Here is a 25,852-nt window from a genome sequence, read left to right as displayed (position 1 = left end):
CCGGAACAACCACCAGCAGCGGAAAACGCTTGGGCACCCTGTATCAGGCCAACGCCAATTGGACGCCGACCGCTAACGTTTCCGTTGACCTCGACTATTTGTTCTACGACATCGGTTCGGCGATCAAAAGCGCCGGCGGCAACAACTCGCAAATACTGGTGCTGCGCTCCACGTTTCGCTTTTAGGCATCAAGAACATCCGGCAGGAACGCCGCTCGGCAATTCATTAAATTTGCCGTCGACAAAGACGTTGACTGCGCGCACCAGATTGATATCGGTGAATCATCGAGGCTTTCCGACAGTAAGGTGCTTTGGCCTCGATGTTCACCTTGAATACAAGCGTTTTAATGGATCACCCTCAAATCCATCTGATACGGTTTTTTTTCGATCACCTGAGTCTTTTTCGTCAACCAACAGTCTATAAAGTGCATGCCCGATGTTCTTTCAAACAACAAAAAGCAGCCAACTAGCTTTGGCTCTTTGGCACACTGACGCGCTCAAGAATTTAGACCATCCCAGGATCAACAATAGAACCCTGTTTATCAGAAACAAATGGGACAAATAACTATTCACTTGATTTGGAGATGGCCGCTGTGCGAAAGCTTGGCTTGAGCTTCCTGGTAACTGGCGTTTTGGGGCAACTATCAGCACTACTATGGACCTACACGTCCACAGGACCCATTTGTCAAAATAACGTCGACAATTCATACCTCCAGCAAAAAGTGACAAAGTTCGAACAACTCATCGATGACACCGCTAATAAAGTTGTGACAGAGCTCAGTACAAAACATTCCGACGGGCTCACGCCCCTTGCGAAAAACGGATCCCACATACCCGATTCAACGGAGGCTGACGCCGTACAGTTTTTGGTCGAAAAGCCAGACGAAACTCCAGCACTTACGCTGCCTTCATTGCCCGCACAGGCACACAAATGGACGATTATTCTCAGCGGTCTGATCACTGTTACCGGCCTGCTCTTGGCCGTATTCGCCCGCAAAAAAACCATTGATCCGCAATGGCACGTCTTTCGCACCGTGCCAGGCGCGCTAATCACGCTGGAACGCCCGTGTTTGACGTGCGGCGGCTTCATTTCCCACACTGCAAAACCCGCTTCAGCCACGCCTTCATCCGGCTTGTGGGTGATCGAAATAGCGTTGAACACACCCAACCGTCATCGCGCCACAAAAGCCATTAAGCAGCTGGAGTTGCCGGTAGCGCGTAAAGAAAACAACTTTGTCGTCATCGGCCCCTATAAACAGAAGCAGGACGCGGCTCGAGTCGTGAAAGAGTTGAGTGAAAGTCATGGCGTTAGAGGATGGATGATGGCGGGAAATTGACATAGCCCGATTTAGCGCTGCACCGACCTCAAACAAACGGCTACTTATTTTATGACACAAGAGAGCATTCATGATTGCAAAAGAACTTAGAGCCGAACTCGCCCTGAAAAAGTTCCTGGCCGCCAACTTATGGATCCAACTTAAGCTCAGCGAGCTGAACTACAGCCTTGCCGAAAACTGCGGGCTGTCGCCGGAAGAATATCGCCTGAAATTTCTGCAAGAAGCATTTGAAGCAGAAGCAGACGCTCACGACTGCGATTGCTGGGACTTCATTCTGCAGTGGGTGGCCGACACTAAGGAAGAGCTTGAGTTGATGCGTGAAGAACGCATGAAAGAGATTTATGACTTTCTGGACGATTAGTAGACCCTACAACTTTCGCAGCCTATACAAGCCGCCAGTTTCAAGATGAAAGACTAACTTCATAGGCGGGAGGGTTGCCCAATCCCCCCGCCCTCCTCTCGGCTCAAACCGTCGCATAACAATCCACTACACGCCGATATTGGCTGGGAGAAGCTCCGATATGTTGACGGAAAAACCGTGTGAAATGACCTTGCTCGGAGAACCCGAGGTTCTCCGACAACAGGCCCAACGTCCCACTGCGCTCTCGCTCCAGCCAGGCAAAAGCCCGGCGCATGCGCGCGTCGTTAAGCAACAGGGTCGGCGTCATGCCGGTATCTTTCTTGAACAGCGCAAAGAAGTGCGCCCGAGACAGACCACAAGCCCGCGCGGCATTGTCGATCGGGTTCGGATCATCGAGGTGCTCAAGCAACCAGGCGGTGCCACGGCGCACGCGCGCATCCCGAAACTCACCGGAGCTCGGCGCACCCAGTAGCGACAAATGCCGCCAGCTGGAAAAGTCCTCGATCAGTTCGATCAGGAAGTCGAACAGCATGAATTCCATGCGCTCTTTCGGCACGATCCCGCAGCCATGCGCTTCGGCGACCAGGATGTCGGCCAAGGTGCGATTACGGCTCGACAGTTCGATGCACGACTGGGCAAAAAGTCCGGCCGACTGCTGAGCGCCAGCGACTGCTGGGCAGTGGCCAGCCAGGCGGGCTCGATGTAGAGCGCCAGGATTACGGTGGCACCGGCACCCGGCTGCGGATCGTAGAAATGCGGCTCCCAGGCGTTGACCAGCACCGCCGTGCGATCGCTGAGCGGAACCCGCCGACCGTTGACGTTGAAGTAAGTGTCTTCGCCAGACACTTTGACCAGCACATGGCATTCGGAATGGGTGTGGGTGACCAGCGAACGATCCATATTCAGCAAGGCGACCCGGCCAAACCTGCCGTGGAAAACCCGTTGGGCAATCGACATCAGATTCCTCCGCTCGCTAGAAGTAATATTGTTTTCGGCCACAATGCAGGATTATCGCGGCGTCTATGTGTTTCTGGACCCCGGCGGTCACTCAATGGTTCAGCAACACGTGGCTGGCTACTATCGCGCGCGAAGGATTGAGGGTCTACCTCGACTTTCGCAGCCCCCACGCTCATCGGATAAACCGCCTTACAAGGCATGGCGTTCTTTCCCGTGATAAACGCGCAGGATATCGGCCACCACCGCCAGAGCGATTTCCGCCGGGGCCTTGCTGCCCAGATCGAGGCCGATGGGCATGTGCAAACGGGCAATCTGTTCATCCGTCAGACCACCGATGCGTTTGAGCCGCTCGGCGCGTTTGGCCGAGGTTGCCTGAGACCCCATGGCGCCGATGTAAAACGCCGGAGTGTGCACCGCTTCCATCAGCGCCAGATCATCGATTCGTGGATCGTGAGTCAGCGCCACCACCGCGGTCGCCGCATGGCAACCACCGGCGGCGATGAACATCGAGGGCAGCACGCGTTGCATCTCCACGCCTTCGAGCTGGATATGCAGCATCTCTTCCCGGGGGTCGCAGGCGATGACTTCGCAGCCGATGGCGCGGGCGAAACTGGCGCAGACTTCCGCGACCGGCGACAGCCCGGCCAGAATCAGTCGTAACGCCGGGCCAACACTGATGCGCACCGTCTCGTCGACGACTTGCACCCGCTCGCTGCCGTGTCCGGTGTCTGCGTCCAGGCGCAAGGCACCGCTGCTCAGGTCAACGTGACGCAGCAGACGGCGCTGGCCGAGTAACGCCGCTTGCAGACTCTCCAGGTGCGCGATCCATTCGAGACTGGCAGCGCGGTGCTCGACCAGCACGATCAGCACTCCGCCACAGGGCAATCGTAGACGGTGGCGTTGCTCGACGCTGTCGCCATAACTGACGATCTGCGCCGGTTCGCGTAATTCACCGCGCGCCAGGCTGTCGAGAAACTCCTCTTCGACGCAGCCACCCGACAGCGAGCCGACGTGTTCGCCCGTGCCATTGGTCACCAGCATCGCACCCGGCGCACGCGGCGCCGAGCCATAGGTGAAGAGCACCGTGCACAGCCACTGGGCCTGCCCGGCGCGAGCCCATTGCAGTGCCTGGTCGATCACCTGAACATCGAGATGACGCATGTTTTCTACACCTCAAGCAAAGGGTGGTGCTGCATGCGGGGTTACGTTTACGGTAACCTGCGAGCAACCTTGTTCAATCGTTGATTCAACATGCCGCCACAACAATTTTTGCAACTTGGGCCGCTGCGCCTGGAATATCGCCATCTGCCTCCGGCTGACCCGTCGCGACCGACGCTGGTGCTGTTGCACGAAGGCCTCGGCAGCGCCGACCAATGGAAAGACTTCCCCCAGCGCCTGGCCCAGGCCAGCGGTTGCGGTGTGGTCACTTACAGCCGTCAGGGTTACGGGCAATCGAGCCCGGTAACCCTGCCGCGTCCGCTGAACTACCTGAGCAGCGACGGCCCTCGTGAACTGCGGCAATTGCTCGATGCCTTGCAACTGCCGCAAGTGGTCTTGCTCGGTCACAGTGACGGTGCATCCATCGTCCTCGCCTATGCCGCCGCCAACGATCCACGCGTGTTGGGCAGCATTGCACTGGCGCCTCACGTGATTGTCGAGACTGAGAGCCTCGATGGCATTCGCCATACCACCGAGGTTTGGCATCAGGGCGAATTGCGCGAACGCCTGGCACGCCACCATGGGACGAATGTCGACGGCGCTTTTCACGGCTGGAGCGACAGCTGGTTGCACCCGGACTTTTCCCTGGACGATCTCGAAGCGCAGTTGGCTTATATCGAAAAGCCGCTGCTGGTCATTCAGGGTCGCGAAGACCACTACGCCACGCCCGAGCAACTGGTGGTCATCAAGCGGCAGGTGCCTGGGCCGTGCCGCTGTGTGTTGCTGGATAACTGTCGGCACTTTCCCCAAACGGAAGCGACCGGGCGGACCTTGCAGCTGATCTGCGAATTCCTGGAGCGCCTGCCCGCCTTTATTTGAAATTGCCTTGGGTTTCTGGAATCACCACGCTGCCAATCAGGTAGATCACCGACAGCCCGGCAGCGAAAATCGCCAGCACCATGGGGATCTGCGCCGGGCTGCTGCTGACCAGGGACACAAAGGTCGGCATGGTTCCGCCGAGGGCGAAACCGATGTTCCAGGACAACCCGGTGCCGCTGGCTCGCAGCTCGGTGGTAAAGCGTTCGTTGAGGAAGATCAGAATCGGCGCGATGATCGCCCCGCCCATAAAGCCGATGCCCACGCAGTACAGCGCGGTGCGAATCAGCGAACCCGGTTCGGCGACGCCAAGGAACATCATGGGCAGGCTCACCAGGTTGATCACACCCAGCAGCATGAAGGTCTTCTTGCGACCGATCAGGTCACTCAGGTAACCGAAAGCCAGTGCTCCGACAATGGTTGCCGCCGACCCGTACATGAGCATCTGCGAAGTCTGCGTATGGGGCACTTTGGCGACCACGTTGAGCAATGTCGGCAAATAACCGCAGGCCAGGTAATACGTGGCACCGCCTCCAAACGTAATCAGCAGATTGACCAGCATCACGCCGCGATACTCGCGACCAAACAGACGCTTGAGTGGCGACACGACCACTATTGCCGGCCCCTTGGTTTTGCGGGCTTGTTGCAGTTGCTGCCAGACCGGGGTTTCTTCCAGGTAACGAAACATCACCAGACCGAAAAACGTGCTGAGCAGGCCGCAGAAGAACATGAAGCGCCAGCCCCAGACGTCAAATTCTTCCCCGGTAAAAATCTCCGACAACACCAGATAAGTGACTGACGCCAACAGCGCGCCCATGCCGGCGCCGGCGCCACCGATCAACCCGGACATCAATCCGCGATAGCGCGGCGAGATGGATTCGGTGCCAATGGTGTGAGTGGAGGCGACGATGCCGCCAACGAAAACGCCCTGAATCACCCGCAATACCAAAAACAGTATCGGGGCCAATACCCCGACCTGGTGAATGGTCGGCAACGCGCCAAACAGTGCAGTGGAAATACCGACGCCGACCATCGACACCATCAACGCACGCTTGCGGCCGTGTTTGTCGGCATACGCGCCGAAGATCGCCGAGCCCAGCGGACGCACCAGCAAGGCCACGGCGAACGAGGCATATACCGCAGCCAGCGACAATGTCGGGGTGTCCGAGGGGAAGAACAGGCGGCCGATGATCGGCGCCACATAGAGCAGAATGAACAGGTCAAACAAATCCAGCGCCCAGCCGAATGTCGAGGCAAATGCCGCAAGCAAGGCCTTGCCCGGTGGAATCTGCGGTGTATCGATAGCGGCGCTGGTGGGTGATGCAGTTATTGTTGTTGTCGTGGTCATGGTTGCCTCACACAAACGGTGAATCGAAACGTTCTGCATCCCGGTGCGCGGGTTGCGGGTAATCAGCAGGTCAGCGGTGATACCTTGATGTGCCCTTTCAGTTGCATTGAAGGGGCGGCAGGCCCTGCTCCGTAGGGGCGCACGCCGTTGCCGACGTGCTCCCGGGCCTGCTCGCCGGTACGCATTTACTCGCCGGTGAACACGGCCGTACGCTTGCTGTGAAACGCTTCGACGCCTTCCTTGAAGTCCTTGGAGCTACGAAGACGGCTGTAGCAGTGACCTTCCATTTCGATCGCGACGGTCAGCGGCGCATCCTCGTTGTCGTTGATCAATTTTTTCGCCGTGCGCTGAGCCAGCGGCGAGAAGCGTCGCAATTCATCGACCAACGCATCGACGGTGCTTTCCAGTTCGGTATCCGGCACGACCTCGGTAGCGATACCCCAGGCATAGGCCTGGTCGCCCGTGATGCGTTTAGCGCGCATTACCATGTGTTTGGTGCGGGTGATGCCGATGATTTTCTGCAGGCGTGCGGAGCCACCCGAGCCCGGTATCTGACCCAAGTTCTGCTCAGGCAAGGCGTAGCGAGTGGTTTGCGAAGCAATGCGGAAATCGCAGGCCAGGGACAGTTCGAAACCGACGCCGAAGGTGTAACCACGGTTGGCAACGATCACCGGTTTTTCGCAACGTGCCGGTGCCGCGACGTTCCAGGCCAGCTTCGAAACGTGCTCCGGCGACGCTTCGAGGAAGCCCTTGATGTCGCCGCCGCTGGAGAAGTGTTCACCTACCGAGCGCAGCACGATGACGCGAACGTCTTTGTGTGCGTCGAGGGCTTCGAAGACCAGGCGCAGTTGATCGCGCTGCCCCATGGAAATGACGTTCAACGGCGCCCGGTTGAGGATGATGTCAGCGCGCTCGCGGGACACATCGACTTCAACCTGGAAGCCATCGAACTGAGTGTCGAGAAATTGCTGGATCGCTTGTTGTTGCATGGGAGTGTCCTCTGAATGATTAGCTGATGGCCTTCAAGGCCTGTTCCTGAAATTGGGCCAGCAGCACGCGCCGCAGGACCTTGCCAACTGGAGATTTGGGAATCTGATCGATGAACTGGTAACGCCGTGGCCGCTTGAATTTGGCCAGGCCCGAAGCGATGCAATGGGCATCGAGGTCGCATTCCGAGACCTCGGCGCGCAGCTTGATAAACGCAGCAATGATCTTGCCCCACTGCTCGTCCGGCAGACCGACCACCACCACTTCTTCCACTGCCGGGTGCAGAGAGAGCATGTTTTCGATTTCCGCCGGGCTGACGTTTTCGCCACCGGTGATGATCAAGTCATCGACGCGTCCCGTGACGAACAGATCGCCCTCCAGATCGAAGTAGCCGATGTCACCGGTGAAATACCATCCGTCACGCAACGCCTTGGCGGTCGCTTCGGGGCGGTTCAGGTAGCCTTCGAACGCCTCGTCACTCGCCAGGTCGGCGATGATCTGGCCCTCCTCCAATGGGTTGACCTGCACGTCCACCGTTTCAGCATCGATCGGCACCACCCGCACTCGCTGGTTCATTGCGCTGCGCCCTGACGAACCGGGTTTGCGGTTGGCTTGCTGGTCGATGGTGAAGGTGTAGATCTCCGAGCTGCCGTAATGATTGACGAACAATTGCGGCTGGAATGCCTGCTCGACGCGACGCATCAAACCGTCGCTCATCGGCGCACCGGCAAAGCCAATTTTCTCCACACTGGCTACTCGCTCGCGGGCAAAGGCCGGGTGTTCGATGAGCATGTGGTAGAGCGTCGGCACCAGGTACAGGTTGGTGACCTTTTCCCGCTCGATGGCCTGAAGCGTGGCTTCCACATCGAACTTCGGCACACAGACGAAATGCCCGTCGATCAGCGCCATGGACAGCAACGAACGCACGCCCATGGTGTGGTAAAGCGGCATGACACCCAGCGTGCACTCGCTCTGGCGGTAGAGGTTTTGCGCTACGTGGGCAACCGCCGCGGCGCGTTCGCTACGGTGCCGACGGGGCACGCCCTTGGGCTTGCTGGTGGTGCCGGAGGTGTACAGCAGCAGTGAAAAGTCTTCGGCGTCGGCCTGCAAAATGATTCCGGACGGGGTCTGCGAACACAGTTCCTCGAAACTCAGGTCGGTGTCGGCGGCACGCAGACCGGCGGCAATCCGTGGCAGCCTTGTGGCGGCGCTGCAACCGGCCACCGCGGCCACCGTCGAGTCGTCGTAAGCCAGTGCACGGATTTGTGCATCTTCGATGCAGTAGCCCAGTTCATCGGCAGTCGAGCGCCAGTTCAACGGGGTCATGACGATGCCCGCAAACTGACAGGCCCAATGCAGAGTCGCCATCTGCCAGCGGTTCTGCATCGCTACCAGCAGTCGGTCACCCCGCTGCAGCCCGAGGCGTTGCAAGCCCCGAGCTGCGTTCTGGATATCGACGAACCAGTCTTCATAGGTTTTCTTCAACGCACCGTCACTGACCCCCACGGCGTGTGGTCGGCGTTCAACGGCAGCTAGGAAGCTGCGTCCGAGATCGAACATTATTGTTATTCCCCTTTGTTCGTTTGGCGCTGGGCAGCTACTTCGAGCACGGACTGGACGATGCCGGTGTAGCCCGTGCAGCGACATAAATGCCCCGAAAGCATGTCGCGTACCTGGGTCTCGTCCGGGTTGGGTACCCGTTCGAGGAAATCCACGCAGGACATGAGAATGCCCGCAGTGCAAAAGCCGCACTGCAAGGCGTGATGACGGCGAAAGGCTTGTTGCAGGTCGCTCAGTGTGTCGTCGTCGGCCAGGGACTCGACGGTCTCGATACGCCGCTCGTGCCCCTGTACCGCGAGCATCAGGCAGGAACGCATGGCGACCCCGTCCACCAGCACCGTGCAGGCACCGCAGACTCCGTGTTCGCATCCGACATGGACACCGGTGGCACCGAGGTCGTGGCGCAGGAAATCGCAGAGTTGGGTCCGCGGTTCGGCCAGCGCTTCGCGGGTGCGGCCATTGAGCTCCAGGCGAATCGGAAAGGTTTGGTCGGCAGTTACACGCATGTTCAGACTCCTTCGATCAGCTGATGACCCAGCTCGCGAATCAGTTGGCGGCGATAGGCAGCGCTGGCCTGCACGTCGTCTTGTGCATCGAGCGACCAGGCGGTTTGATTGAGCGCATCTGGCAGCGCCGCACCACGTGGAAGGCTGCGACGTTGCGGACGGTCGGCGACCCCGCCGATGCCGAGTTCGACCTGGTCCAGGCCGATGGCCGCGGCCAGGGAAACAATTGCAAAGTCGCCATGGCGCATGGCGATTTCGCGAAAGCGATAGGTGATGCCTTCGCGCTTGAGCGGAAAACGCACCTCGACGACCAGTTCATCCGCGCGCTTGTCGGTGGTGAGAATGCCCTGGAAGAAGTCGGCAGCCTCGACGATGCGCTTGCCTTTTTTCGACTCGAGAACGATCTCGCCGCCCAGCGTCACCAGGCACAGCGGCAACTCGGCGCTCGGGTCGGCATGAGCCACCGAACCACAGACTGTGCCGCGATTACGCGTCTGGAAGTGACCGATCCAGGGCATCGCCAGGGCCAATAAAGGCACCTCGTCCATCAGGGTCGAACGCGCCAGCAACTGCGCCTGCCGTACCCCGGCGCCTACCGCCAGGCAATCCTTGCGCAGTTCGATATAGGCCAGGTCAGCCACATGATTGATATCGATCAGCAACTTGGGTTGGGCCAGGCGCATGTTCAGCACCGCCATCAGCGATTGGCCTCCGGCGATGATGCGAGCCTCTTGGCCGTACTCGGCGAGCAGCTCAAGTACCTGACGACGGGTGTCAGCCCGAACGTAGTCGAAAGCAGCCGGTTTCATTGCGCACCTCCCTTGCCAAACAGCGCGCCAAGCGAAGCACGCAGGCGCGCCCACCAGCCGGTGGAGATGGCTTGGCCACTGACCCGTTGCGACAGGCGAGTAAAGATTTGTCCGATGATCACTTTCGAGGCCCCTTGCAACATACGGCCGCCGACCGCGGCAACTTTGCCGCTGACCGCCACCTGGTATTGGTATTCCAGGCGTGTATGGCCATTTTCCAGTTCGACGAAACGCACCTTGGCCTGGCCCTGGGCCGAGCCCATCGAACTGCTGCCGGATCCGGACAGACGCAACGAATGCGGCGGGTCCAGATCACTCAAGGCAACCTTGGCCTCGAAGCGCGCACGGATCATGCCGACGCCGACGGTGACGTCTGCGCGGTAACGGTTTTCGCCTTCAAGCACGAGGTCGTGGCAACCGGGAATGATCGCCGCCAGCGTCTGCGGGTCGAGCAAGGTATCGAAGACCTGTTGCGGCGACGCAGGGATCACCACCGAGTCGTTGGCCCGCAGTGCCGGTCCACCGGCAGCTGCCGCGTCCAGGCTTTCATCGGGCTCCATGCCGGCGGGCCGTGGCGGCTCGTCGATGCCGATCAGCGTGCGTACTTTCGAGGGTGTCAGTGGCAGACGGATGTCCGAGCGACCGAGGGCGTCGGCCACCGCGTTGGCGATGCACACCGGCGTGCTCATGTTGTTGCCCTCGCCTACACCCTTGGCGCCCAGTGGGGTGAATGGCGATGGCGTTTCCATGTGCAGGATCACCGGTTCGATCACTTCCGGTGCGGTCGGCACCAGATAATCGGCGAAGGTCCCGGAGAGGAAGCTGCCGTCCTCGCCGTAGGCGAATTCTTCCATCAGCGCCGCGCCGAGGCCTTGGGTGAAGCCACCACGAATCTGGCCATCGACCAACGCCGGGTTGAGCAGGCGGCCAGCGTCATGGCAGGTGACGTAGCGATCGATGTGGATCTCGCCGGTCATGCGGTCGATTTCCAGACCACAGATGTCGAAGACAAAGCCGTAGCACAGCGAGCTATTGACCTGATCCTGGTCGTCCGGTGCCACCAATTGCGGCGGGCTCCAGAAGGCGGTTTCGCGCAGACCGCCGCTTTCACCTTCCGGCAGCAGGCCCGGCGACCAGTGGGTCGCACCGGCAATCCGATGGAATGGCGCCACCGCCCCGCCATTGACCACAAAAATCTTGCCGCCCGCGAAACGAATATCCTCGGGACAGGCCTGCAATTGCTCGGCGGCAATCGCGGCGAGGCGATCACGGATCTTCAGCGCTGCCTTGTAGACGGCACCAGCCACAGCACCGGCAAAACGGCTGGAATAGTTGCCCGAGGCAATCGACCAAGCGTCCTTCTGGGTATCCAGTTCGACGTTGACCACGATGGACTCCAGCGCAACCCCGAGCACTTCGGCGACGACCTGAGCGACCGTGGTTTGATGGCCCTGCCCTTGCGGTGCCGAGGACACGTGCACACTGACGTCACCCAACGGGCCGACGTTGATGGTTGCGGTTGCGACAGCGCCGTTTTTCGGACCGGCCTTGCGTCGCTCTTCGGGTGTCATCGCGGTGGTGATGTAACCCATGTTGGAAATCGAGGGTTCGATGACGGCGGCATAACCGATGCCATAGATTCGGCCTTCGGCACGCGCCTGATCACGACGCTTGAGCAACTCGTCGAGACCGCCATCAGCCGCCGCCAAGGCAATGCCTGCCTGGTAATTGCCGGAGTCGAGCAACGCACCGGCGGCCGCGCGATAAGGGAAGGCATCGGCCGGCACCAGGTTGCGGCGGATCACGTCCAACGGATCAAGCTTCAACTGCACGGCGATGTGTTGCAGCAGCCGCTCCAGGGCAAAATACACCTGCGGGCCACCAAAACCACGGTTCAGGCCTGAAGGGGTTTTGTTGGTCAGCACCACCCGGTTGCGCACTTGCAAATTGCGGATTGCATAGGCCCCCGTCAGGTTGCCGTGCATGCGGTAGAACGTCGCCGGTTCGGGTGCTCTCAGGTAGGCACCACAATCGTCGATCTGGTCATAACGCAAAGCGGTAATGCGGCCATCTGCTTCTACCGCCGCTTCAATTTCGGTCACCCGATTGGTCGCCGAAGAAGCCCCCTGAAGATGTTCCAGACGGTCCTCGACCCACTTCACCGGTGCGCCGACCTTGCGTGACGCCAGGCCCATCATCACCACGTAAGGGAAAACCCCTTGCTTGATGCCAAAGCTGCCGCCGGAATCTTTCGGTGTGCGCAAACGCAAGCGGTTGCCGGGCACATTCAGCGCCCGGGCCATGACCGTGTGCAACGCATAGGGGCCCTGGAAATTGGCCAGCACGTCATAAATGCCGGTGGCGCGCTCGTACTGAGCCAGCACCACATAGCATTCAATGGGTGTGCAGGAACTGCGCGGAAACTTCACTTTGAGCGAGACCTTGTGCGGCGCCTGTTCAAAGGCCTGCTCCGGTTCGCCATAACGAAAGCGCCGTTCGTTGACCACGTTGCTGCCGACAGCTTCGTGCAGGATCGGCGCCTGTTCGGCGGTGGCCAGTTCAGGATCGATGATCGGGGGCAGCGGCTCGTATTCAACGCGCACACCTTCGATGGCGTCCTCGGCCAGGTAGCGGCTCTCAGCGATCACCACGGCCACCGGCTCTCCGACATAACGCACCTTGTCGACGGCGACGCACCAGTGCTCCATCGGCTGACGCACACCCACCGGAAACGGCAGCGCCCAGCGTTTGACGTCTTCGCCGACCAGCACGCCGTGCACGCCTTTCATCAGCAGCGCTCTGGAAAAGTCCACCGAGGTAATCCGCGCATGAGCGTGGGGTGAACGGATGATCGCCGCATGTAGCGTGCCCGGAGGGATCGCAGCGTCATCGGCATAGCAGCCCAGGCCACGCAACAATGCGGCGTCCTCGACACGGGTCTGACGGGCGCCAATGTGGCCGGTCTGGCTTTCGGTAGCAGGTTCTAAACTAGTCATTTTTTCGCGGCTCTTGTTGTATTGCAGCGCGATAGCGTTAGAGCCGAGTGTGTGAGAAAGGCGCAGGGAGCGCCTTGCCTGGGGAGAGGGAGTTCTGCGCGGGAGTCTGAAAATTTGCCTTTGCGTCTGATTTTCAGGCCTGGGACCCGGCAGAACTGCCGGTCAGGGGTGGGATGCGGGTTGGCTCAGGAACGCTTCGATTTCTGCATAGGGCATCGGTTTGGCAAAGTAATACCCCTGAAAAATATCGCAGCGACTGCCCTTCAGGAAATCCACCTGAGACGCCGTTTCCACGCCTTCGGCGACCACCGTCAGGCTGAGGTGATGGGCCATGGAAATAATGCCTTGGGTGATCGCGGCATCGTGATTATCGGTGGTGATTTCCTGGATGAACGAGCGGTCAATCTTGATCTTGTCGATGGGCAAACGCTTGAGGTAGCTGAGGCTGGAAAAACCGGTGCCGAAATCATCAAGCGCAATGCGCACCCCCAACATCTTGAGCCGGTGCAAGGCTTCAATTGCCTGTTCAGCGTTATGCAACAGAAGCGACTCGGTGATCTCCAGCTCCAACTGCTCACCACTGAGACCATGTTTCTCCAGGGTGGCCTGGACACACTGGACGAAATTGCCACGCTGAAAATGCATCGGCGAAATATTCACCGCCATCGAGATGCCGGTGATGCCCTGCTCGCCTAACTGACGCAGCTGCGCGCAGGCCGTATCGAGTACCCAAAGGCTCAGCGGGATAATCTGACCACTGTCCTCTGCCACCGGTACAAACACCGCTGGCGAGATAAATCCTTTTTCGGGATGCTCCCAGCGCAGCAACGCTTCGATCCCGACCACCTGTAACGTTCGCGCGTCTATCTGCGGTTGATAATGCAACTTGAACGACTGGGTTTCGATTGCCTTCTGCAGGTCATTGCGCAGGCTCGCGTGCTCGCAAACACGCTGATTGAGATCGCTGGTGTACCACTGAAAATTGTTGCGCCCTTGCTGCTTGGCTTTGTACATGGCCATGTCAGCCTGCTGGATCAGCTGCATCGGCTGCTCGATGTCACCATCGCTCAGGGTGATACCGATACTTGCACTCACGTGCAGGTCAATGCCCTGGATGCAGTAGGGTTTGGCAATGCTGGCCATCAAGCGCTCGACCACCGGAACAACGTCCTCATCACGAAGCAGGTCCGGCAGCAGAACGATAAATTCGTCACCGCCCATGCGCACGATGGTATCGCCGGGACGAACCTGCTGGGTCATACGCTGCGCCACCTCAATCAGCACCTGATCGCCGAAGTAGTGTCCGATCGAATCGTTGATGGATTTGAATCCATCCAGATCAATGCAAATCACCGCCAGACGACGCTTACGCCGACGACTGATGTAACAATCCAGCATAAGCCGGTCTTCAAGAGAGACACGGTTAAGCAAACCGGTCAGCCGATCATGGCAGGCGTTGAAGCTCAACTGGCGCTCGTAGTGCTTCTGCTCGCTGATGTCCCTGGCAACTCCGAATACCCCGACGATCTCGCCATTGACCATGATCGGCAGGTTGGAAATGTCCATGGTCAACAGCTTGTCGCTCACGTCGCGAACCCGTGCCTCGAAGCGCTGGGGCTCTCCGGTGCTGGCTGCAGAGAAATGCCGACTGACCCGTTGCAGGTCTTCTTCGACCACCAGATTGGCAAAGTGATGACCGATGAAGTCGATTGCGGTATGCGGCTTGAGCTTCAGGCCCGCTGGATTCACGCTCTGGATGTTGCCGGCCAGATCGAGGGCGAACACCGGGTTGGGGTTATAGGTGAACAAAGAACGAAAACGTTGCTCGCTTTCCTCCAGACGTTGGCCGTCACGTTCATGGCGGATCGCAATGGCTGCCAGTTGGGCCGCGCAGGCCAGTCGCTGAATCTGCGCCTCGTCCGGCGCATGGGCGCGGTTCTGGTACAGGGCAAATGTACCCAACACGCTTCCTTGATGGGAGAGCAAAGGCACCGACCAGCAGGAACGCAGGTTATGCCCCAGCGCCAGGCCGCGAAAACGCTCCCAGCTTGGGTCCCGGGCGATGTCTTCGGTGACCACCAGCTCGCGACGGAACGCTGCGGTGCCGCAGGTTCCTTCCTGTGGACCAATGGCCATTCCATGAATCGCCTGGCTGTATTCAGCTGGTAGACCAGGCGCCGCACCGTTCAGCAGGTGCTTGCCCTCGGCATCGGTGAGCAGTATCGAACAAAGCGTGTAAGGATCTTGTGCGTCGAGCATCAAACAGATGGCGGCAAGAATGTCGTCCAGTTGATGATTGGTCGCGATCATGCCGAGAATGTCACGCTGCGACTCGGTGAGAGCCACGCTGTGAAAGCTCGTGCGGCGGGTATTCATGGTGGTTCCTGAGGACTGCCGAGACCATCCGATCTTCAAAGAGTCTGGAAAAGTGGGCGGCCGGGCACAGTCCGCTCGCACTCCGGTCGCGCACTTTATAAAGCACCGACCTAGCCACAAAAAAGGCTCAGATCCACCATAAGAAACCGTATCAGATTGCTCCCATTCGGCTGGCTTCGCTGTCCTCAAGTCGCGGCAAAATTTCTCGGCCAACTTCTTCCACCACCTGAGCGGCATCGCGTTCGCCGTACTTGAAATTCAAAACCACATGGTTGACACCGGCCGCACTCAGGCCTTCGAGAAACTGCAGGATCACAATGCGCGTGGGATCTACTCTGATGGTCTTGATCCACTTACGGCATGAGGTATTGAGGCCTGGTTGGCTGACGAATGCAGGCTTGACGTAAAACTGCAGATCCAAGCCGAGCGATAGCGACTTTGCGCCCCTAAGCCTGCTCGCCAACGTCAGCGGCACACAAAACCTGCTCAATTAATGACCAGCACATTGCAAGCCCTGTATTCCGCAGTGCCTGGGTCATTATCCACAGATATACCCACGCCTTTTGTGGATAGCTTTGACGCCTATACGCACACTCCTCAGATAGCATAGGGACTCTGCGGCCTGCGCGGCTCCCAATGGCTATTCGATCCCGGTATCGCCAAGTAGAACTACCGGTACGCGAGAAGGCTCTGTCGGCCTGACGAGCAAGCCATCAGTTTCTTCGTCGACCTCACCCAGATGTTCGGCTGGGCCAGAAAGTGACAGCCTTGGCGGGCTTTACTGGTCGAGGGCGATCCGACGGAACTGGTTGTCATCACCCCATTGACTCCTGCTGACTACCGAGGCCGAAAGAAGCCGGATCCTTTCGCGCGCTGAGTTGTTGGAAAATATGCAAAAAAATCTGAAGGAACTGGGGAGTCAATACCTGAAAAAACCTCATTAGCAAGGGTGGTCGGCCATAAAAAATAGAAAAATAAATGAGTAGATAAAAAGCCTAGGTCGTCCTTTTTAAGATCCGTCTCATGTGCCTCTCAAAGGCAGCAATGCACCATGGATTGGCTTACCCACGGGATAGGCAGACAACCATCCATCTCTCAAAAGAGGCATTGCAATGCTGAATAAATTGAGCAAATACACTCTCGCCTGCGGCGCTTGCTGGCTGCTGGCTAGCACCGCTGCACAGGCTGCGGACGGGCAGATCGAATTCACCGGATCAGTGACCGACAACGCTTGCACCATCACCACCGGTGACGTGAACAAGTCCGTCACCCTTGACCCGGTACAAATCTCCGACTTCGGGCCAACCGTTGGTGCCGCCGCCAAGGCGAAAGCGTTCTCCATCAGCCTGGACAATTGCAGCACCGCGACCCGCAAGAACGTCGCGATCACCTTCAGCGGCCAGCAAGACGGCACCGACTCGAGCCTGCTGGGCCTGACCGGTGAAAATCAGGTGCGCGGTATCGCCATTCAGATCGCCGACGCCCGCACCGGCAACAAGCTGCCACTGAACTCGCCGACCGCCGACTACGACCTACGTCCGCAGTCCAACACCTTTGACTTCACCGCCGCCTACGTTCGCACCATCGCCGACACCAAGAATGAAGAAGGTGAAGTGACTGCTTCCGGTATCGGTACCGGTCAGGTCTACGCCCTGGCCAGCTTCGACGTCACCTACAAGTAATTGCTTGTCAATACCGTGGGCCTGGCGCCGTAGCGCTGGCCCACGGACTTCAAAGGTTCCCCATCATGCGTTTGAAACTTTGTTTTTTTCTCGCCCTGTTGCCGCTCTGGCATAGCGGGGCAGCGAACGCCGCCGTCACCGTTGGCGCCACGCGGCTGATCTACGACGGTGCCTCGAATGAAGCCAACCTCACCATCAGCAATCGCGAAGACAACTCGCCGTATCTGGTGCAGTCCTGGGTCAGCCGCTTCGGCAGCGCCAACGACGAAAGCGTCGATAACTTTATCGTCACGCCGCCGCTGTTCAGGCTCGATGCCAACCACGAAAACATCCTGCGCGTGATCTTCGCCGGCGGCGCCGACGTACCTCAGAATCGGGAAAGCCTATTCCTGATGAACGTCAAGGCGATCCCGGCGATGAGTGATGAACAACGCGGCAAGAACGTGCTGCAGATCGCCCTGAAAACCACCATCAAGCTGTTCTACCGCCCGGCTGGCCTGAAAGGTTCACTCAAGGACGCGGTGGCGCAGGTGAGCTGGAAGGCCAGCGCGGGCGCACTGACGTTCGACAACGCCTCCAAATACCACGTTGTGGTCAGTGAGCTGAAGCTCAACGGCCATCCGATCACCCAGGCACCGGATGTGCTCCGTCCCGGGCAACAGCAGGAACTGCCGATCCAAGCCAAGGCCGGCGATGAAGTGCTGATGAGCTACATCGATGACTACGGCAGCACCGTGACGGCGCCGACCATCCGCATTAACTGATACCCAAGAGTTACCCCAAGAGATCCCGTCCAGGAACGCCCATGTCCCGTTCACGCCCACTCACACGCCGTCGCGCCGTGAAGGCCTTCGGCTGCCCGCTTGCTGCTGCCGTGGCCTTGCACCTGGCACCCGCACAGGCCGGTTACCAGTTCGATGCGTCGTTCCTGGAGATCGGCGGCGGGCAGAGTTCGGCTGCAGTGAAACAACAGGTCAGCGCCATGAGCGAAGGCCAGTTGCCGGGGATTTACCGGGTGGAGGTGTCGGTCAACCAGCGTTTCGTCGAGCAACGGGATGTGCGCTTTATTCGCGCCACCGGCACGGCAGACCGTTCCGCCACCGGTCTTTTCCCGTGCCTGGATGCCGAGTTTTTCCGCGCCCAAGGGGTGGCCGACAGCGCCCTGCAAAACCGCACCGACGCCGATACCACTTGCCTTGCGTTCGACCAGGGGTTGGCCGGGGTGAGCTACGACTACGACTTTAACCGCCAGGTGCTGGCGATCGAAATTCCTCAGGCTTACCTGGGCAGCATTGCGTTTGAAGTGCGGCGCCGGCAGTGGAGCGAAGGCGAACAGGTGGCGTTCACCAACTATGCGTTTTCTGGCAGTACGGTGGAGTCCGATACAGGCCGACGCCAGGATCAGTTCGGCAGCTTGCGCAGCGGCGTGAATGCCGGTGCCTGGCGCCTACGCAACTTTTCCACCTGGCAGAAAGGCACGGGCAACACCGGGCGCTGGGAGTCGTTGGAAACCTATGCTCAGCGCGACATGGGCAACATGATGGCGATTGCGACGCTGGGCGACGCCACCACCGAAGGCGACCTGTTCGATGCTATTCCCTATCGCGGGCTGGGCATCGCCTCGGACCTGGACATGTTGCCGGACCAGGCCCGTGAGTTTGCGCCGGTGATTCGCGGCATCGCCAATGGCCGCTCGCGGGTGATCATCCGCCAGCGCGGCTATGTGATCCATGAGCAGTGGGTGCCGTCGGGACCGTTTGCCCTGACCGATCTGTACCCCACCGCCAGCAACGGCGATATCGAAGTCACGGTGGAAAGCCCAGACGGCCAGCGCCAGGTCTACACCCAGTCGTTCTCGTCGGTACCCTACATGTTGCGCGAGGGGCAGCAGAGCTATTCGGTGTTCGCCGGTCGGTACCGGCCCGCGCAGTCGACTCAGCAGCAGGACACCCCGACCTTTATTCAGGCCTCCCTGCGCCGTGGCTTGGCCGGTGGCACCACGCTGTTCGGCGGCAGTCTGCTCAGTGATCAATACAACGCCGGCCTGCTGGGGTTTGCCCATGACTTCGCCGGCTTCGGCGCGATTTCGGTGGATGTGACCCACGCTCGCAGCGAAGCGATGGGCCACGAAAAATCCACCGCCAGTGGCCAGTCGTTTCGCTTTCGCTATTCCAAATCCCTGGCGGCCACCGACACCAACTTCAGCCTGATCGGCTACCGCTATTCCACCGGCGGCTACTACTCGTTCAACGAGGCGCTCAGCAGCCGCAGCACCGAGCAGTCCCTGGAGACGTACCGCAGCAGCCATATGAAGAGCAACTTCACCGCCAACGTGTCCCAGCAACTTGGCGGCTACGGCGGCGTGTACGCCAACGTGTCGAAAACCGCCTACTGGGACAAGAGCAAGGCCGACACCTCGATCCAGCTGGGCTACACCCTGAGTTCCGGGAGTATTTCCTATTCCTTGGGACTGGGCTTGAACAAAGGTGCTGACGCCGACAATCGCACCTTGTCCCTGAGCATCAGCATGCCCCTGGGCGGTACGCGCAACCAGCGCGTGTCGGTCAACGGCAGCCAAAGCGCCCGCGGTTCGGCGTCGCGCACCGCCACCCTCAGCGGCAATGCGTTTGAAGACGACACTCTGGCCTATAGCGCAGGCGTGTCGCAGCAGGTCAACGCCAACGATCACGTAGTGGGCGGCACCTTCGCCGCACGCTATGACGCGCCCAACGCCATCGTGCACGGCGCCTATAACGAGTCCACCGGCAATCGGCAGTTGGACCTGGGCATCGAGGGTTCGGTGGTGGCCTACGGCAGCAACCTGATATTCAGCCAACCCCTGGGCGAAACCAACGTGATCGTCGCCACCCCTGGCGCACCAGACGTGGGCATCAGCAACAAGCGTGGGGTGCGCACCAATGCAAAGGGTTACACGGTGGTGCCGTCCGCCCTGCCCTACCGCAAGAACCGCGTATCGCTGGATACCCAATCGATGCCCGATGACGTCGACATCGCGCAGCTGGTGCAGGAAGTCACGCCCAATCGAGGCGCCTTTGTGCTGGCGGATTTCGACACCCGGCGCGGTAAACGCATTCTGTTTCGCATCAGCGACGCACGCGGCGAAGCGGCGCCTTTTGCCGCCAAGGCCGAACTGTTCGCGCCGGATGACCGCTCCCTGGGCAGCACCCTGGTGGCCGACAAGGGTCGGGCCTACCTGACCGGCGTGCCGCCGCAGTCGCGTTTGTTGATCAGCGTGGATGGGCAGCCGTGGTGCAGCCGCGAATTGAAACTGGAAGACGACAGCTCCACCGAGGGCGGGATCACTCAAATGAATATTCAATGTGAGCGCGCGGCCGGTGGGTCGGGTGCCAAGGATTCGCAATCATGATCGTGAACATAATCGATGAGGTGCGCGTGCGGCTTAGCCTCGCGCTGCTGTGCGGGGTGTTGTGCTGCATGCCACAGCACGCACAGGCGTTGATCGGCGGCAACCTCGATTGCTCGACGCCGGGCTACCCGACCTTCGGCTACCGTTTCCAACCAGGTGAAGCGATCAGTGTCGAGTTCAGCGGTACTTGTACGATTCGCCGTGCCTTTCCCTTCGCCGCCGGGGTGAACACAAACATCACTTACCTGTCAGGTTCCAACCACGCCACTCTGCTCTTTGTAGACCCCTCGAGCTGGACCTATGTACCCGTGCTCCCGCTGGGCCAATACAGCGGTACCTGCCTGGGGGGCACGTGCCAGAGATTACCCATCAATACGGTGGTTCGATACCGCTACAACCTGGTAGGCACGGCGCCCAGAACAACAGGTACGCGGCAGACGCTGGTGCAACTGGGAGTGACCTCCCTCAACTACTTGGCCTGGGCCCAGTGGTTTCTGGAGATGCCCTTTAACTACACCGTTTACAACCCTGCCTGCACCCTGAGTTCGCCCAGCAGCGTAAACCTGTCCTTCGGCACCATCAGCAGCGCCGACCTCAGCAACCAGAAGCAATCGACCACGGTCTCGGTCAACTGTCCGGCCTCCGTACAAGCCACCGCCACCCTGTCGCCAAGCCAGGCGGTGGTCAGCGCCAGCACCGGCGTGTCGCGCACCACCCTGGCAGGCCTGAACATGCAAGCGCGCTGGGATGACAACAATACGCCTGTGCCCCTCAATAGTCCGCGCACCCTGCAACTGCGCCAGGGCAGTAACAGCCTGATTCTTGGGTTCACCCCGCAACTTGAGGCAGGGCAGTCGCCCGCTGGTGCGTTCCAGAGCCAATACACCCTGACCATCGATTACCGTTGAGGCCTTTGCCATGAAAACGTCACTGCTCGCCCTGGCGCTGCTCAGCGCCACCGCCCAGGCCGCCGACACGGTGAATATCACCGTGCGTGGCACCCTCACACGCCCGCCTTGTGTAATGAGTACCAACACCAACCTGATCGCCGAGTTCGGCGATGTACGCATCGACCAGGTGGCCACCACCGGCACGGCGCTTGTGCCGGTAGTTTTAGTCTGCCCGGCAGGTTCTTCGCTGAACGTCAGCTTCACCTCCAACAATGGCACGCACACCGCCACCGTGGCCAAAACCACGGCCGACAACCTCGGCGTGTCGCTGCTATGGGACGACAACTCGGCGGCGAATTTCAACGGCAGCACCAAGGCCTACAACAACCTCAGCGGCAACGTCGATATCAGCCTCAGGGCTCAGTTGGTCGCTCGCGGTGCACTGACGCCGGGAGCGTTCACTTCGTCGATGGTCATGACCATCAATTACCTATGAAAGCGCTGCTTTGGATACTGATGACCGTGGCCAGTGCGGCGGTCGCGCAACCGGCGGATGAGGCGAAGATCGACATCAACGGCAAGCTGATCGCCCCGCCCTGCACGCCGCGCTTTCCGACTTCACAGCAGGTGAAATTGGGTGAGGCCAACCTCAACCAACTGCAGGATGACAACGTCGCCGCCACCGATGTGCCGTTGATCTTCGATTGCAACGCCGGCAGCCGAGTGACCCTTACACTCTCGGCGGGCTTGGGCAGCGCCGATAGTCAGACCCTGCTCACCAATCGCCCTGCCCTGAGGCTGCGTCTGAGCCTGTTGAATAAAAGCGCCAAGGCAGATTTCAGCCTGGGGGAAACCGGCACCTGGCCGGTGGAAGAAGGACCGCTGGAACTGACCCTGCGGGTCAAGCCCGTGTCACTGGGTGAACTGCCCGAAGCAGGCAGCTACAGCGCGACGCTGTTGATGCAGATGACCTACCGCTGACTACTGGAACTGCCTGGTCTCGATGCAATAGGTCAGCAAGGCCTGGTCACTGTCGACATCCAACTTGCGCATGGCCGAGATCTTTTGCGCGCTGACGGTCTTGTTGCTGCGGCTCAGTTGCCGCGCGATATCGCTGACGCTCATCCCCGTGACAAACAAACGCAGCACTTCCATCTCCCGGGGCGACAGGCTCTGGAAACGCTCCTGTACCTGATACGGGTTGCCCACCACCGACGTCGCCACAGGCTCCGGCCCCTGGTAACTGCGCTGGGCACTGATGGCGCTCAAGGCTTTTTCGATTTCGCCATGCAGGTGGTTTTTCTGGATCACCCCCGCCACGCCCAACTCCTGCAAGCGGGTGAGGATCAGGGTGTTGGAGATCATGGTCAGCACCAGCACCTGGGTCTCGGGGAAGTGCCGCAGGATGTATTCGATCAGCTTCAAGCCATCGCCGTAGGTATCGTCACCCGGCATGTTGAAATCGGTGATCAAGACTTGCGGCCGATGAATGCGCAACTGTTCGATCAGTTGGCTGGAGCTGACTGCCTCGCCCACCAGGCTATAGCGCGAATCGCGCTGGACGATTTCCCGCACGCCCACCAGCACGATGGGGTGGTCATCGGCGATGACGACGTTTATTTCTCGCATTTTTTACCTTTCTTGTAGTGGACATTCATCGAGTGGATGACTCTGCCAGTAAGCATTGCGCCACCGCCGTCAACCGTGAACACAACACCCGGATCTGTGTGGTGGCGTGCGTATCCAGTGGGCCTTCGCACAGGGTGCTCTCCCACTCCTGGCAAGCGTTGGACAGCGCCCCGGCGTGCACGCTGGCCAGCGCGCCATTGAGGCAGTGCAGGCGCTGGCGGACCAGCGTGGCATCGGCGGCAGCCAGACCTTGTTCGATCTGCTGGACGTCGACCAGCAAGGTGTCGCCCATCAATTGGCGCATGGCCGGGGATAACTCGATCCAGCCTTCGCGGTCCCGATCCGGCTGCGCAACCGACAAGGCAGTCGCCCGCCGACAGTGCGCCATCAACGCCTGGCGCAGCATGCTCAAGCTCAGCGGCTTGACCACCCACGCGTTCATGCCCACCGCCAGACAACGCTCGCCCTCCTCACGCAGGGCATTGGCGGTTACCCCGATAATCGGCACCTGCACGCCTTGTTCGCGCAAGGCGCGGGCCAAGTCGTAGCCATTGAGCCGCGGCATATTGATATCGGTGATCACTAGGTCGAACGGCTGGGAGCCCCAGATTTGCAAGGCGTGCTCGCCGTCCCGCGCCACGGTAGGGTGAGCCCCCAGGGCTTCGAGCTGCTCTTGCAGCACCGCCTGGCTGACCGGGTTGTCTTCGGCCACCAGCACGCGCACGTTCAAACAAGGTGCATCAGTACACAGTGGCATCGACGGTTGCGCGGCTGATGACGGGGTCTCCTTGAGCACCGGCAAGGTGATGAACAGCGAAAAGCTGCTGCCCAACCCAGGCTCACTGACCACGCGCATGCTGCCGCCCATCAGTTCACTCAACCGCGAGCAGATAGACAAGCCCAGGCCCGCGCCATTGCCGTCCTGGCCGCCCGTCACCTGATAAAAAGGCTTGAACAACTGGTCCAGAGCCTTTTCCGGAATGCCCACGCCAGTGTCGGTGACCTGCCATTGCAAGGCGACTTCATCCTCAAGCAACTGTTGCACCGTCAAGCGCAAACGCACCCGCCCGGAATCAGTGAACTTGATGGCGTTACCCAACAGGTTATGCAAGATCTGCCGGATCCGACCGGCATCGCCAAGCAGTCGCGGCGGTAGTTGCGGGTCAATTTCGGCATCGATCTGCAAGCCTTTGTTGCGCGCCGTCGCGGTAAACACCAGCACCGACTCTTCCACCAACTGGCCCGGGTTGAACGCCGCCGCTTCCACGGCCATTTGCCCGGACTCGATTTTCGACACATCCAGCACGTTGCTGATCAGTTGGAACAGAACGGTGGAGGAGCCTTGGATAACTTCCAGGTACTGGCGCTGGCGTTCGCTCATATCGGTCAGGGCCATCAGTTCCAGGTTGCCCAGCACGCCATACAAGGGTGTGCGGATCTCATGGCTCATGGTCGCCAGGAACACCGTCTTGGCCTCGTTGGCGGCGGTGGCTTCATGGCGGGCCTGGTTCAAAAGCAGGGTTTCGTCCACATGCCGGGTGATGTCGTTACAGCCGCAGAGAAATACGTCTTCGCCCTCGTAGCGCGCGGCCACCACCACAACCTGCAGGTAGCGCCCCTCTACCGCCAGGCACATTTCGCCGGGTGTGTCCGGGCCATCGTTGGCTTTCAACACCTCCAGCAATGGCGCGGTGCCGCGCAGTTGCAGGGCGCGCTGGTTTTCCAGGAGCAACTGGCGGTCGCTGCGACGCACCACGCACAGACCCGCCGGGGCGTTGTGCAGCATGATGCGGTTGAACGCTTCGCTCTCGAACAGGCGCTCCTGGGCTCGCTGGGCCGGGCTGACGATACGCGTCTTGTACCAATGGTTGATCCACCAGCCCAGCAGCACGGCCGCAAGAAACGTCAGGCCCAAGCCTAACAGCGGCCATTTGGCGTAGCGCAGAAAGTCTTGGTAGCTGATGGCGTACAAGCCCGTCCAGTGCTCACCGCCCTCGCTGACCATCTTGAACCGCAAGCCCTGGCTGCTGAAGCTCAAGCCCAGGGGCACCATATGTTCATCGCCGAGGCTGCCTAGCAACACGTCGCCCTGGGGCGAGATCAGGGTGAACTGGTTGTAGACCGACAGTTGAAGCACCCGCTCGAATTCATCGACCTGGGACGTGTCTACCACGGCCGCCAAAGTCAGCAGGCCTTGGGGCTGATTGGCCGGCAGTACGGCGGCGGGCGCATCGAGGCCGATCATCGCAACCACACTGCGACTGTTGTGATACAGCTGCAACGGCGCGCGCATCCAGCGCACGCGTCTGTCATTGAGCAGCGTACTCTGGCTCTGCTGCAGTTGATGCAAACGGCTCACCACCTCGCGGTATTGCTCGCGCGACAACGGCTGGTGCTGGCGCAACCCGCCAATGCCAGGCACGGCCAGGCTGGAGACATTATTGGGGGTAGACACGAACAACTGCGGTGAGGCGTAAAACGAACTGGACCAGAAGCTGCCATAGTAGTCGGTCAGTTGCACGCCAAACGCCAGCGCCCGCCGCGTGTCATCCGCCGAGAAAGTCTCAGCGTGGGACAAAGTGAACGGCAGCGATAAGGCGAACCCCTTGGCCTGCAATACCACCTGACCGGCATCGCGCTGCAACTCCACCACAGAAGTCGACTGCACTGCTGGCAGCGGCGGCGCGTTGCTGCGGCTGTAGCCGGTGGCCACATTACGCAGGAACGCCTCATGCTCATGGATGATCTCCACTACCCGGGCGAAGTGAAACTCGACTTTTTCTTGTTCGGCTTCGAGCAACCGCGACACCGCCCAGTAGCAACTGCTGGACAGCAACAAGGCGAATCCCGTCAGTAATAACAGGGCTTTGTTCAGGCGTTGGGAGCTTTGCGCCAGCTTATCCAAGCGCAGACTTGCATGTTTCATCGTCAGTACCGCAGAAGCCTGTATCAGGACGTGGGGCCTATGCTTGATCCCGGCATTGGCCAATAAC

General features: G+C 59.9%; 20 protein-coding genes and 3 pseudogenes. 11 read left to right on the top strand and 12 right to left on the bottom strand.

Going from position 1 to position 25,852, the window contains the following annotated elements; genetic code table 11:
• The 3 genes and pseudogenes from JFU47_RS02420 to JFU47_RS02410 all read left to right on the top strand — a co-directional run.
• Nucleotides 1-185, top strand: a pseudogene (locus tag JFU47_RS02420) (alginate export family protein); the annotation flags it as partial.
• Nucleotides 186-583: 398 nt separating this feature from the next.
• Nucleotides 584-1,336 (top strand): SPOR domain-containing protein, encoded by a 753-nt coding sequence (locus JFU47_RS02415; RefSeq protein ID WP_207202825.1) that lies wholly within the window; start codon nucleotides 584-586, stop codon nucleotides 1,334-1,336.
• Between the two features lie 70 nt (nucleotides 1,337-1,406).
• A complete protein-coding gene (locus JFU47_RS02410) occupies nucleotides 1,407-1,697 on the top strand; it encodes a DUF6388 family protein (protein ID WP_201180125.1) in 291 nt (96 codons plus the stop codon).
• 103 nt (nucleotides 1,698-1,800) lie between these two features.
• Here the strand turns inward: JFU47_RS02410 and JFU47_RS02405 are convergent.
• Together JFU47_RS02405 and JFU47_RS02400 are read right to left on the bottom strand one after the other, a co-directional pair.
• A pseudogene (locus tag JFU47_RS02405) lies at nucleotides 1,801-2,654 on the bottom strand (AraC family transcriptional regulator).
• A gap of 189 nt (nucleotides 2,655-2,843) precedes the next feature.
• Nucleotides 2,844-3,815, bottom strand: a complete 972-nt coding sequence (locus JFU47_RS02400; protein ID WP_201180501.1) for an XdhC family protein — start codon at nucleotides 3,813-3,815, stop codon at nucleotides 2,844-2,846.
• Nucleotides 3,816-3,905: 90 nt separating this feature from the next.
• On the opposite strand from JFU47_RS02400, the gene JFU47_RS02395 reads away from it, so the two are divergent.
• Complete coding sequence (locus JFU47_RS02395; RefSeq protein ID WP_201180499.1) at nucleotides 3,906-4,691, top strand: alpha/beta fold hydrolase; 786 nt, start codon at nucleotides 3,906-3,908, stop codon at nucleotides 4,689-4,691.
• Here JFU47_RS02395 and JFU47_RS02390 read toward each other — a convergent pair.
• From JFU47_RS02390 to JFU47_RS02355, 8 genes are all read right to left on the bottom strand, one after another.
• Nucleotides 4,684-6,036 (bottom strand): MFS transporter, encoded by a 1,353-nt coding sequence (locus JFU47_RS02390; RefSeq protein WP_201180497.1) that lies wholly within the window; start codon nucleotides 6,034-6,036, stop codon nucleotides 4,684-4,686. The genes JFU47_RS02395 and JFU47_RS02390 overlap by 8 nt on opposite strands.
• 185 nt (nucleotides 6,037-6,221) lie before the next feature.
• Nucleotides 6,222-7,025, bottom strand: a complete 804-nt coding sequence (locus JFU47_RS02385) for an enoyl-CoA hydratase/isomerase family protein (RefSeq protein ID WP_201180120.1) — start codon at nucleotides 7,023-7,025, stop codon at nucleotides 6,222-6,224.
• A gap of 19 nt (nucleotides 7,026-7,044) precedes the next feature.
• Nucleotides 7,045-8,583 carry an AMP-binding protein gene (locus tag JFU47_RS02380; protein WP_201180495.1) on the bottom strand — a complete coding sequence of 513 codons (1,539 nt, stop codon included), beginning with the start codon at nucleotides 8,581-8,583 and terminating at the stop codon, nucleotides 7,045-7,047.
• A 5-nt stretch (nucleotides 8,584-8,588) separates the two neighbouring features.
• A complete protein-coding gene (locus tag JFU47_RS02375) occupies nucleotides 8,589-9,089 on the bottom strand; it encodes a (2Fe-2S)-binding protein (RefSeq protein WP_201180492.1) in 501 nt (166 codons plus the stop codon).
• A 2-nt stretch (nucleotides 9,090-9,091) separates the two neighbouring features.
• Nucleotides 9,092-9,898, bottom strand: a complete 807-nt coding sequence (locus JFU47_RS02370) for an FAD binding domain-containing protein (RefSeq protein ID WP_201180490.1) — start codon at nucleotides 9,896-9,898, stop codon at nucleotides 9,092-9,094.
• Entirely contained in the window at nucleotides 9,895-12,894 is a 3,000-nt protein-coding gene (locus JFU47_RS02365) for a xanthine dehydrogenase family protein molybdopterin-binding subunit (protein WP_201180488.1), read from the bottom strand. Before JFU47_RS02365 ends, JFU47_RS02370 begins: the two co-directional genes overlap by 4 nt.
• A 162-nt stretch (nucleotides 12,895-13,056) precedes the next feature.
• Nucleotides 13,057-15,270: a bifunctional diguanylate cyclase/phosphodiesterase gene (locus tag JFU47_RS02360; RefSeq protein WP_201180480.1), complete on the bottom strand. Its 2,214-nt coding sequence runs from the start codon at nucleotides 15,268-15,270 to the stop codon at nucleotides 13,057-13,059.
• 151 nt (nucleotides 15,271-15,421) lie between these two features.
• Nucleotides 15,422-15,745 carry a hypothetical protein gene (locus JFU47_RS02355; protein WP_201180479.1) on the bottom strand — a complete coding sequence of 108 codons (324 nt, stop codon included), beginning with the start codon at nucleotides 15,743-15,745 and terminating at the stop codon, nucleotides 15,422-15,424.
• 231 nt (nucleotides 15,746-15,976) lie between these two features.
• Here JFU47_RS02355 and JFU47_RS32960 point away from each other — a divergent pair.
• From JFU47_RS32960 to JFU47_RS02325, 7 genes and pseudogenes are all read left to right on the top strand, one after another.
• Nucleotides 15,977-16,208: pseudogene (locus JFU47_RS32960) on the top strand (site-specific integrase); the annotation flags it as partial.
• A 174-nt stretch (nucleotides 16,209-16,382) separates the two neighbouring features.
• Nucleotides 16,383-16,952 (top strand): fimbrial protein, encoded by a 570-nt coding sequence (locus tag JFU47_RS02350; RefSeq protein ID WP_201180478.1) that lies wholly within the window; start codon nucleotides 16,383-16,385, stop codon nucleotides 16,950-16,952.
• 65 nt (nucleotides 16,953-17,017) lie between these two features.
• On the top strand, nucleotides 17,018-17,716 hold the full coding sequence (locus JFU47_RS02345) for a fimbrial biogenesis chaperone (RefSeq protein ID WP_201180477.1): 699 nt from the start codon (nucleotides 17,018-17,020) through the stop codon (nucleotides 17,714-17,716).
• Nucleotides 17,717-17,757: 41 nt separating this feature from the next.
• Entirely contained in the window at nucleotides 17,758-20,340 is a 2,583-nt protein-coding gene (locus JFU47_RS02340; RefSeq protein ID WP_201180476.1) for a fimbria/pilus outer membrane usher protein, read from the top strand.
• Entirely contained in the window at nucleotides 20,337-21,248 is a 912-nt protein-coding gene (locus tag JFU47_RS02335) for a fimbrial protein (protein ID WP_201180475.1), read from the top strand. The genes JFU47_RS02340 and JFU47_RS02335 overlap by 4 nt, the downstream gene beginning before the upstream one ends.
• Nucleotides 21,249-21,258: 10 nt before the next feature.
• Nucleotides 21,259-21,726: a fimbrial protein gene (locus JFU47_RS02330; protein ID WP_201180474.1), complete on the top strand. Its 468-nt coding sequence runs from the start codon at nucleotides 21,259-21,261 to the stop codon at nucleotides 21,724-21,726.
• The gene (locus tag JFU47_RS02325) at nucleotides 21,723-22,211 is read left to right on the top strand and encodes a fimbrial protein (RefSeq protein WP_201180473.1); all 489 of its coding nucleotides are present in this window, start codon (nucleotides 21,723-21,725) and stop codon (nucleotides 22,209-22,211) included. Before JFU47_RS02330 ends, JFU47_RS02325 begins: the two co-directional genes overlap by 4 nt.
• On the opposite strand, the gene JFU47_RS02320 is transcribed toward JFU47_RS02325, so the two are convergent.
• Together JFU47_RS02320 and JFU47_RS02315 are read right to left on the bottom strand one after the other, a co-directional pair.
• A complete protein-coding gene (locus JFU47_RS02320) occupies nucleotides 22,212-22,859 on the bottom strand; it encodes a response regulator (protein WP_201180472.1) in 648 nt (215 codons plus the stop codon).
• A 25-nt stretch (nucleotides 22,860-22,884) separates the two neighbouring features.
• Nucleotides 22,885-25,785, bottom strand: a complete 2,901-nt coding sequence (locus JFU47_RS02315) for an ATP-binding protein (RefSeq protein WP_201180471.1) — start codon at nucleotides 25,783-25,785, stop codon at nucleotides 22,885-22,887.
• Nucleotides 25,786-25,852 lie beyond the last annotated feature (67 nt).

The sequence above is a fragment of the Pseudomonas sp. TH39(2020) genome (assembly GCF_016650715.1).
GTDB lineage: Bacteria > Pseudomonadota > Gammaproteobacteria > Pseudomonadales > Pseudomonadaceae > Aquipseudomonas > Aquipseudomonas mandelii_C.
Note: the sequence above shows the minus strand (reverse complement) of the source record. Positions and strands in the feature narration are given on the sequence as shown.

Excerpts from the sequence above, each read along its gene's own strand:
- JFU47_RS02415 (WP_207202825.1), top strand. The coding sequence starts at position 584 with ATGGCCGCTGTGCGAAAGCTTGGCTTGAGCTTCCTGGTAACTGGCGTT.
- JFU47_RS02410 (WP_201180125.1), top strand. The coding sequence starts at position 1,407 with ATGATTGCAAAAGAACTTAGAGCCGAACTCGCCCTGAAAAAGTTCCTG.
- JFU47_RS02400 (WP_201180501.1), bottom strand. The coding sequence starts at position 3,815 with ATGCGTCATCTCGATGTTCAGGTGATCGACCAGGCACTGCAATGGGCT.
- JFU47_RS02395 (WP_201180499.1), top strand. The coding sequence starts at position 3,906 with ATGCCGCCACAACAATTTTTGCAACTTGGGCCGCTGCGCCTGGAATAT.
- JFU47_RS02390 (WP_201180497.1), bottom strand. The coding sequence starts at position 6,036 with ATGACCACGACAACAACAATAACTGCATCACCCACCAGCGCCGCTATC.
- JFU47_RS02385 (WP_201180120.1), bottom strand. The coding sequence starts at position 7,025 with ATGCAACAACAAGCGATCCAGCAATTTCTCGACACTCAGTTCGATGGC.
- JFU47_RS02380 (WP_201180495.1), bottom strand. The coding sequence starts at position 8,583 with ATGTTCGATCTCGGACGCAGCTTCCTAGCTGCCGTTGAACGCCGACCA.
- JFU47_RS02375 (WP_201180492.1), bottom strand. The coding sequence starts at position 9,089 with ATGCGTGTAACTGCCGACCAAACCTTTCCGATTCGCCTGGAGCTCAAT.
- JFU47_RS02370 (WP_201180490.1), bottom strand. The coding sequence starts at position 9,898 with ATGAAACCGGCTGCTTTCGACTACGTTCGGGCTGACACCCGTCGTCAG.
- JFU47_RS02365 (WP_201180488.1), bottom strand. The coding sequence starts at position 12,894 with ATGACTAGTTTAGAACCTGCTACCGAAAGCCAGACCGGCCACATTGGC.
- JFU47_RS02360 (WP_201180480.1), bottom strand. The coding sequence starts at position 15,270 with ATGAATACCCGCCGCACGAGCTTTCACAGCGTGGCTCTCACCGAGTCG.
- JFU47_RS02350 (WP_201180478.1), top strand. The coding sequence starts at position 16,383 with ATGCTGAATAAATTGAGCAAATACACTCTCGCCTGCGGCGCTTGCTGG.
- JFU47_RS02345 (WP_201180477.1), top strand. The coding sequence starts at position 17,018 with ATGCGTTTGAAACTTTGTTTTTTTCTCGCCCTGTTGCCGCTCTGGCAT.
- JFU47_RS02340 (WP_201180476.1), top strand. The coding sequence starts at position 17,758 with ATGTCCCGTTCACGCCCACTCACACGCCGTCGCGCCGTGAAGGCCTTC.
- JFU47_RS02335 (WP_201180475.1), top strand. The coding sequence starts at position 20,337 with ATGATCGTGAACATAATCGATGAGGTGCGCGTGCGGCTTAGCCTCGCG.
- JFU47_RS02330 (WP_201180474.1), top strand. The coding sequence starts at position 21,259 with ATGAAAACGTCACTGCTCGCCCTGGCGCTGCTCAGCGCCACCGCCCAG.
- JFU47_RS02325 (WP_201180473.1), top strand. The coding sequence starts at position 21,723 with ATGAAAGCGCTGCTTTGGATACTGATGACCGTGGCCAGTGCGGCGGTC.
- JFU47_RS02320 (WP_201180472.1), bottom strand. The coding sequence starts at position 22,859 with ATGCGAGAAATAAACGTCGTCATCGCCGATGACCACCCCATCGTGCTG.
- JFU47_RS02315 (WP_201180471.1), bottom strand. The coding sequence starts at position 25,785 with ATGAAACATGCAAGTCTGCGCTTGGATAAGCTGGCGCAAAGCTCCCAA.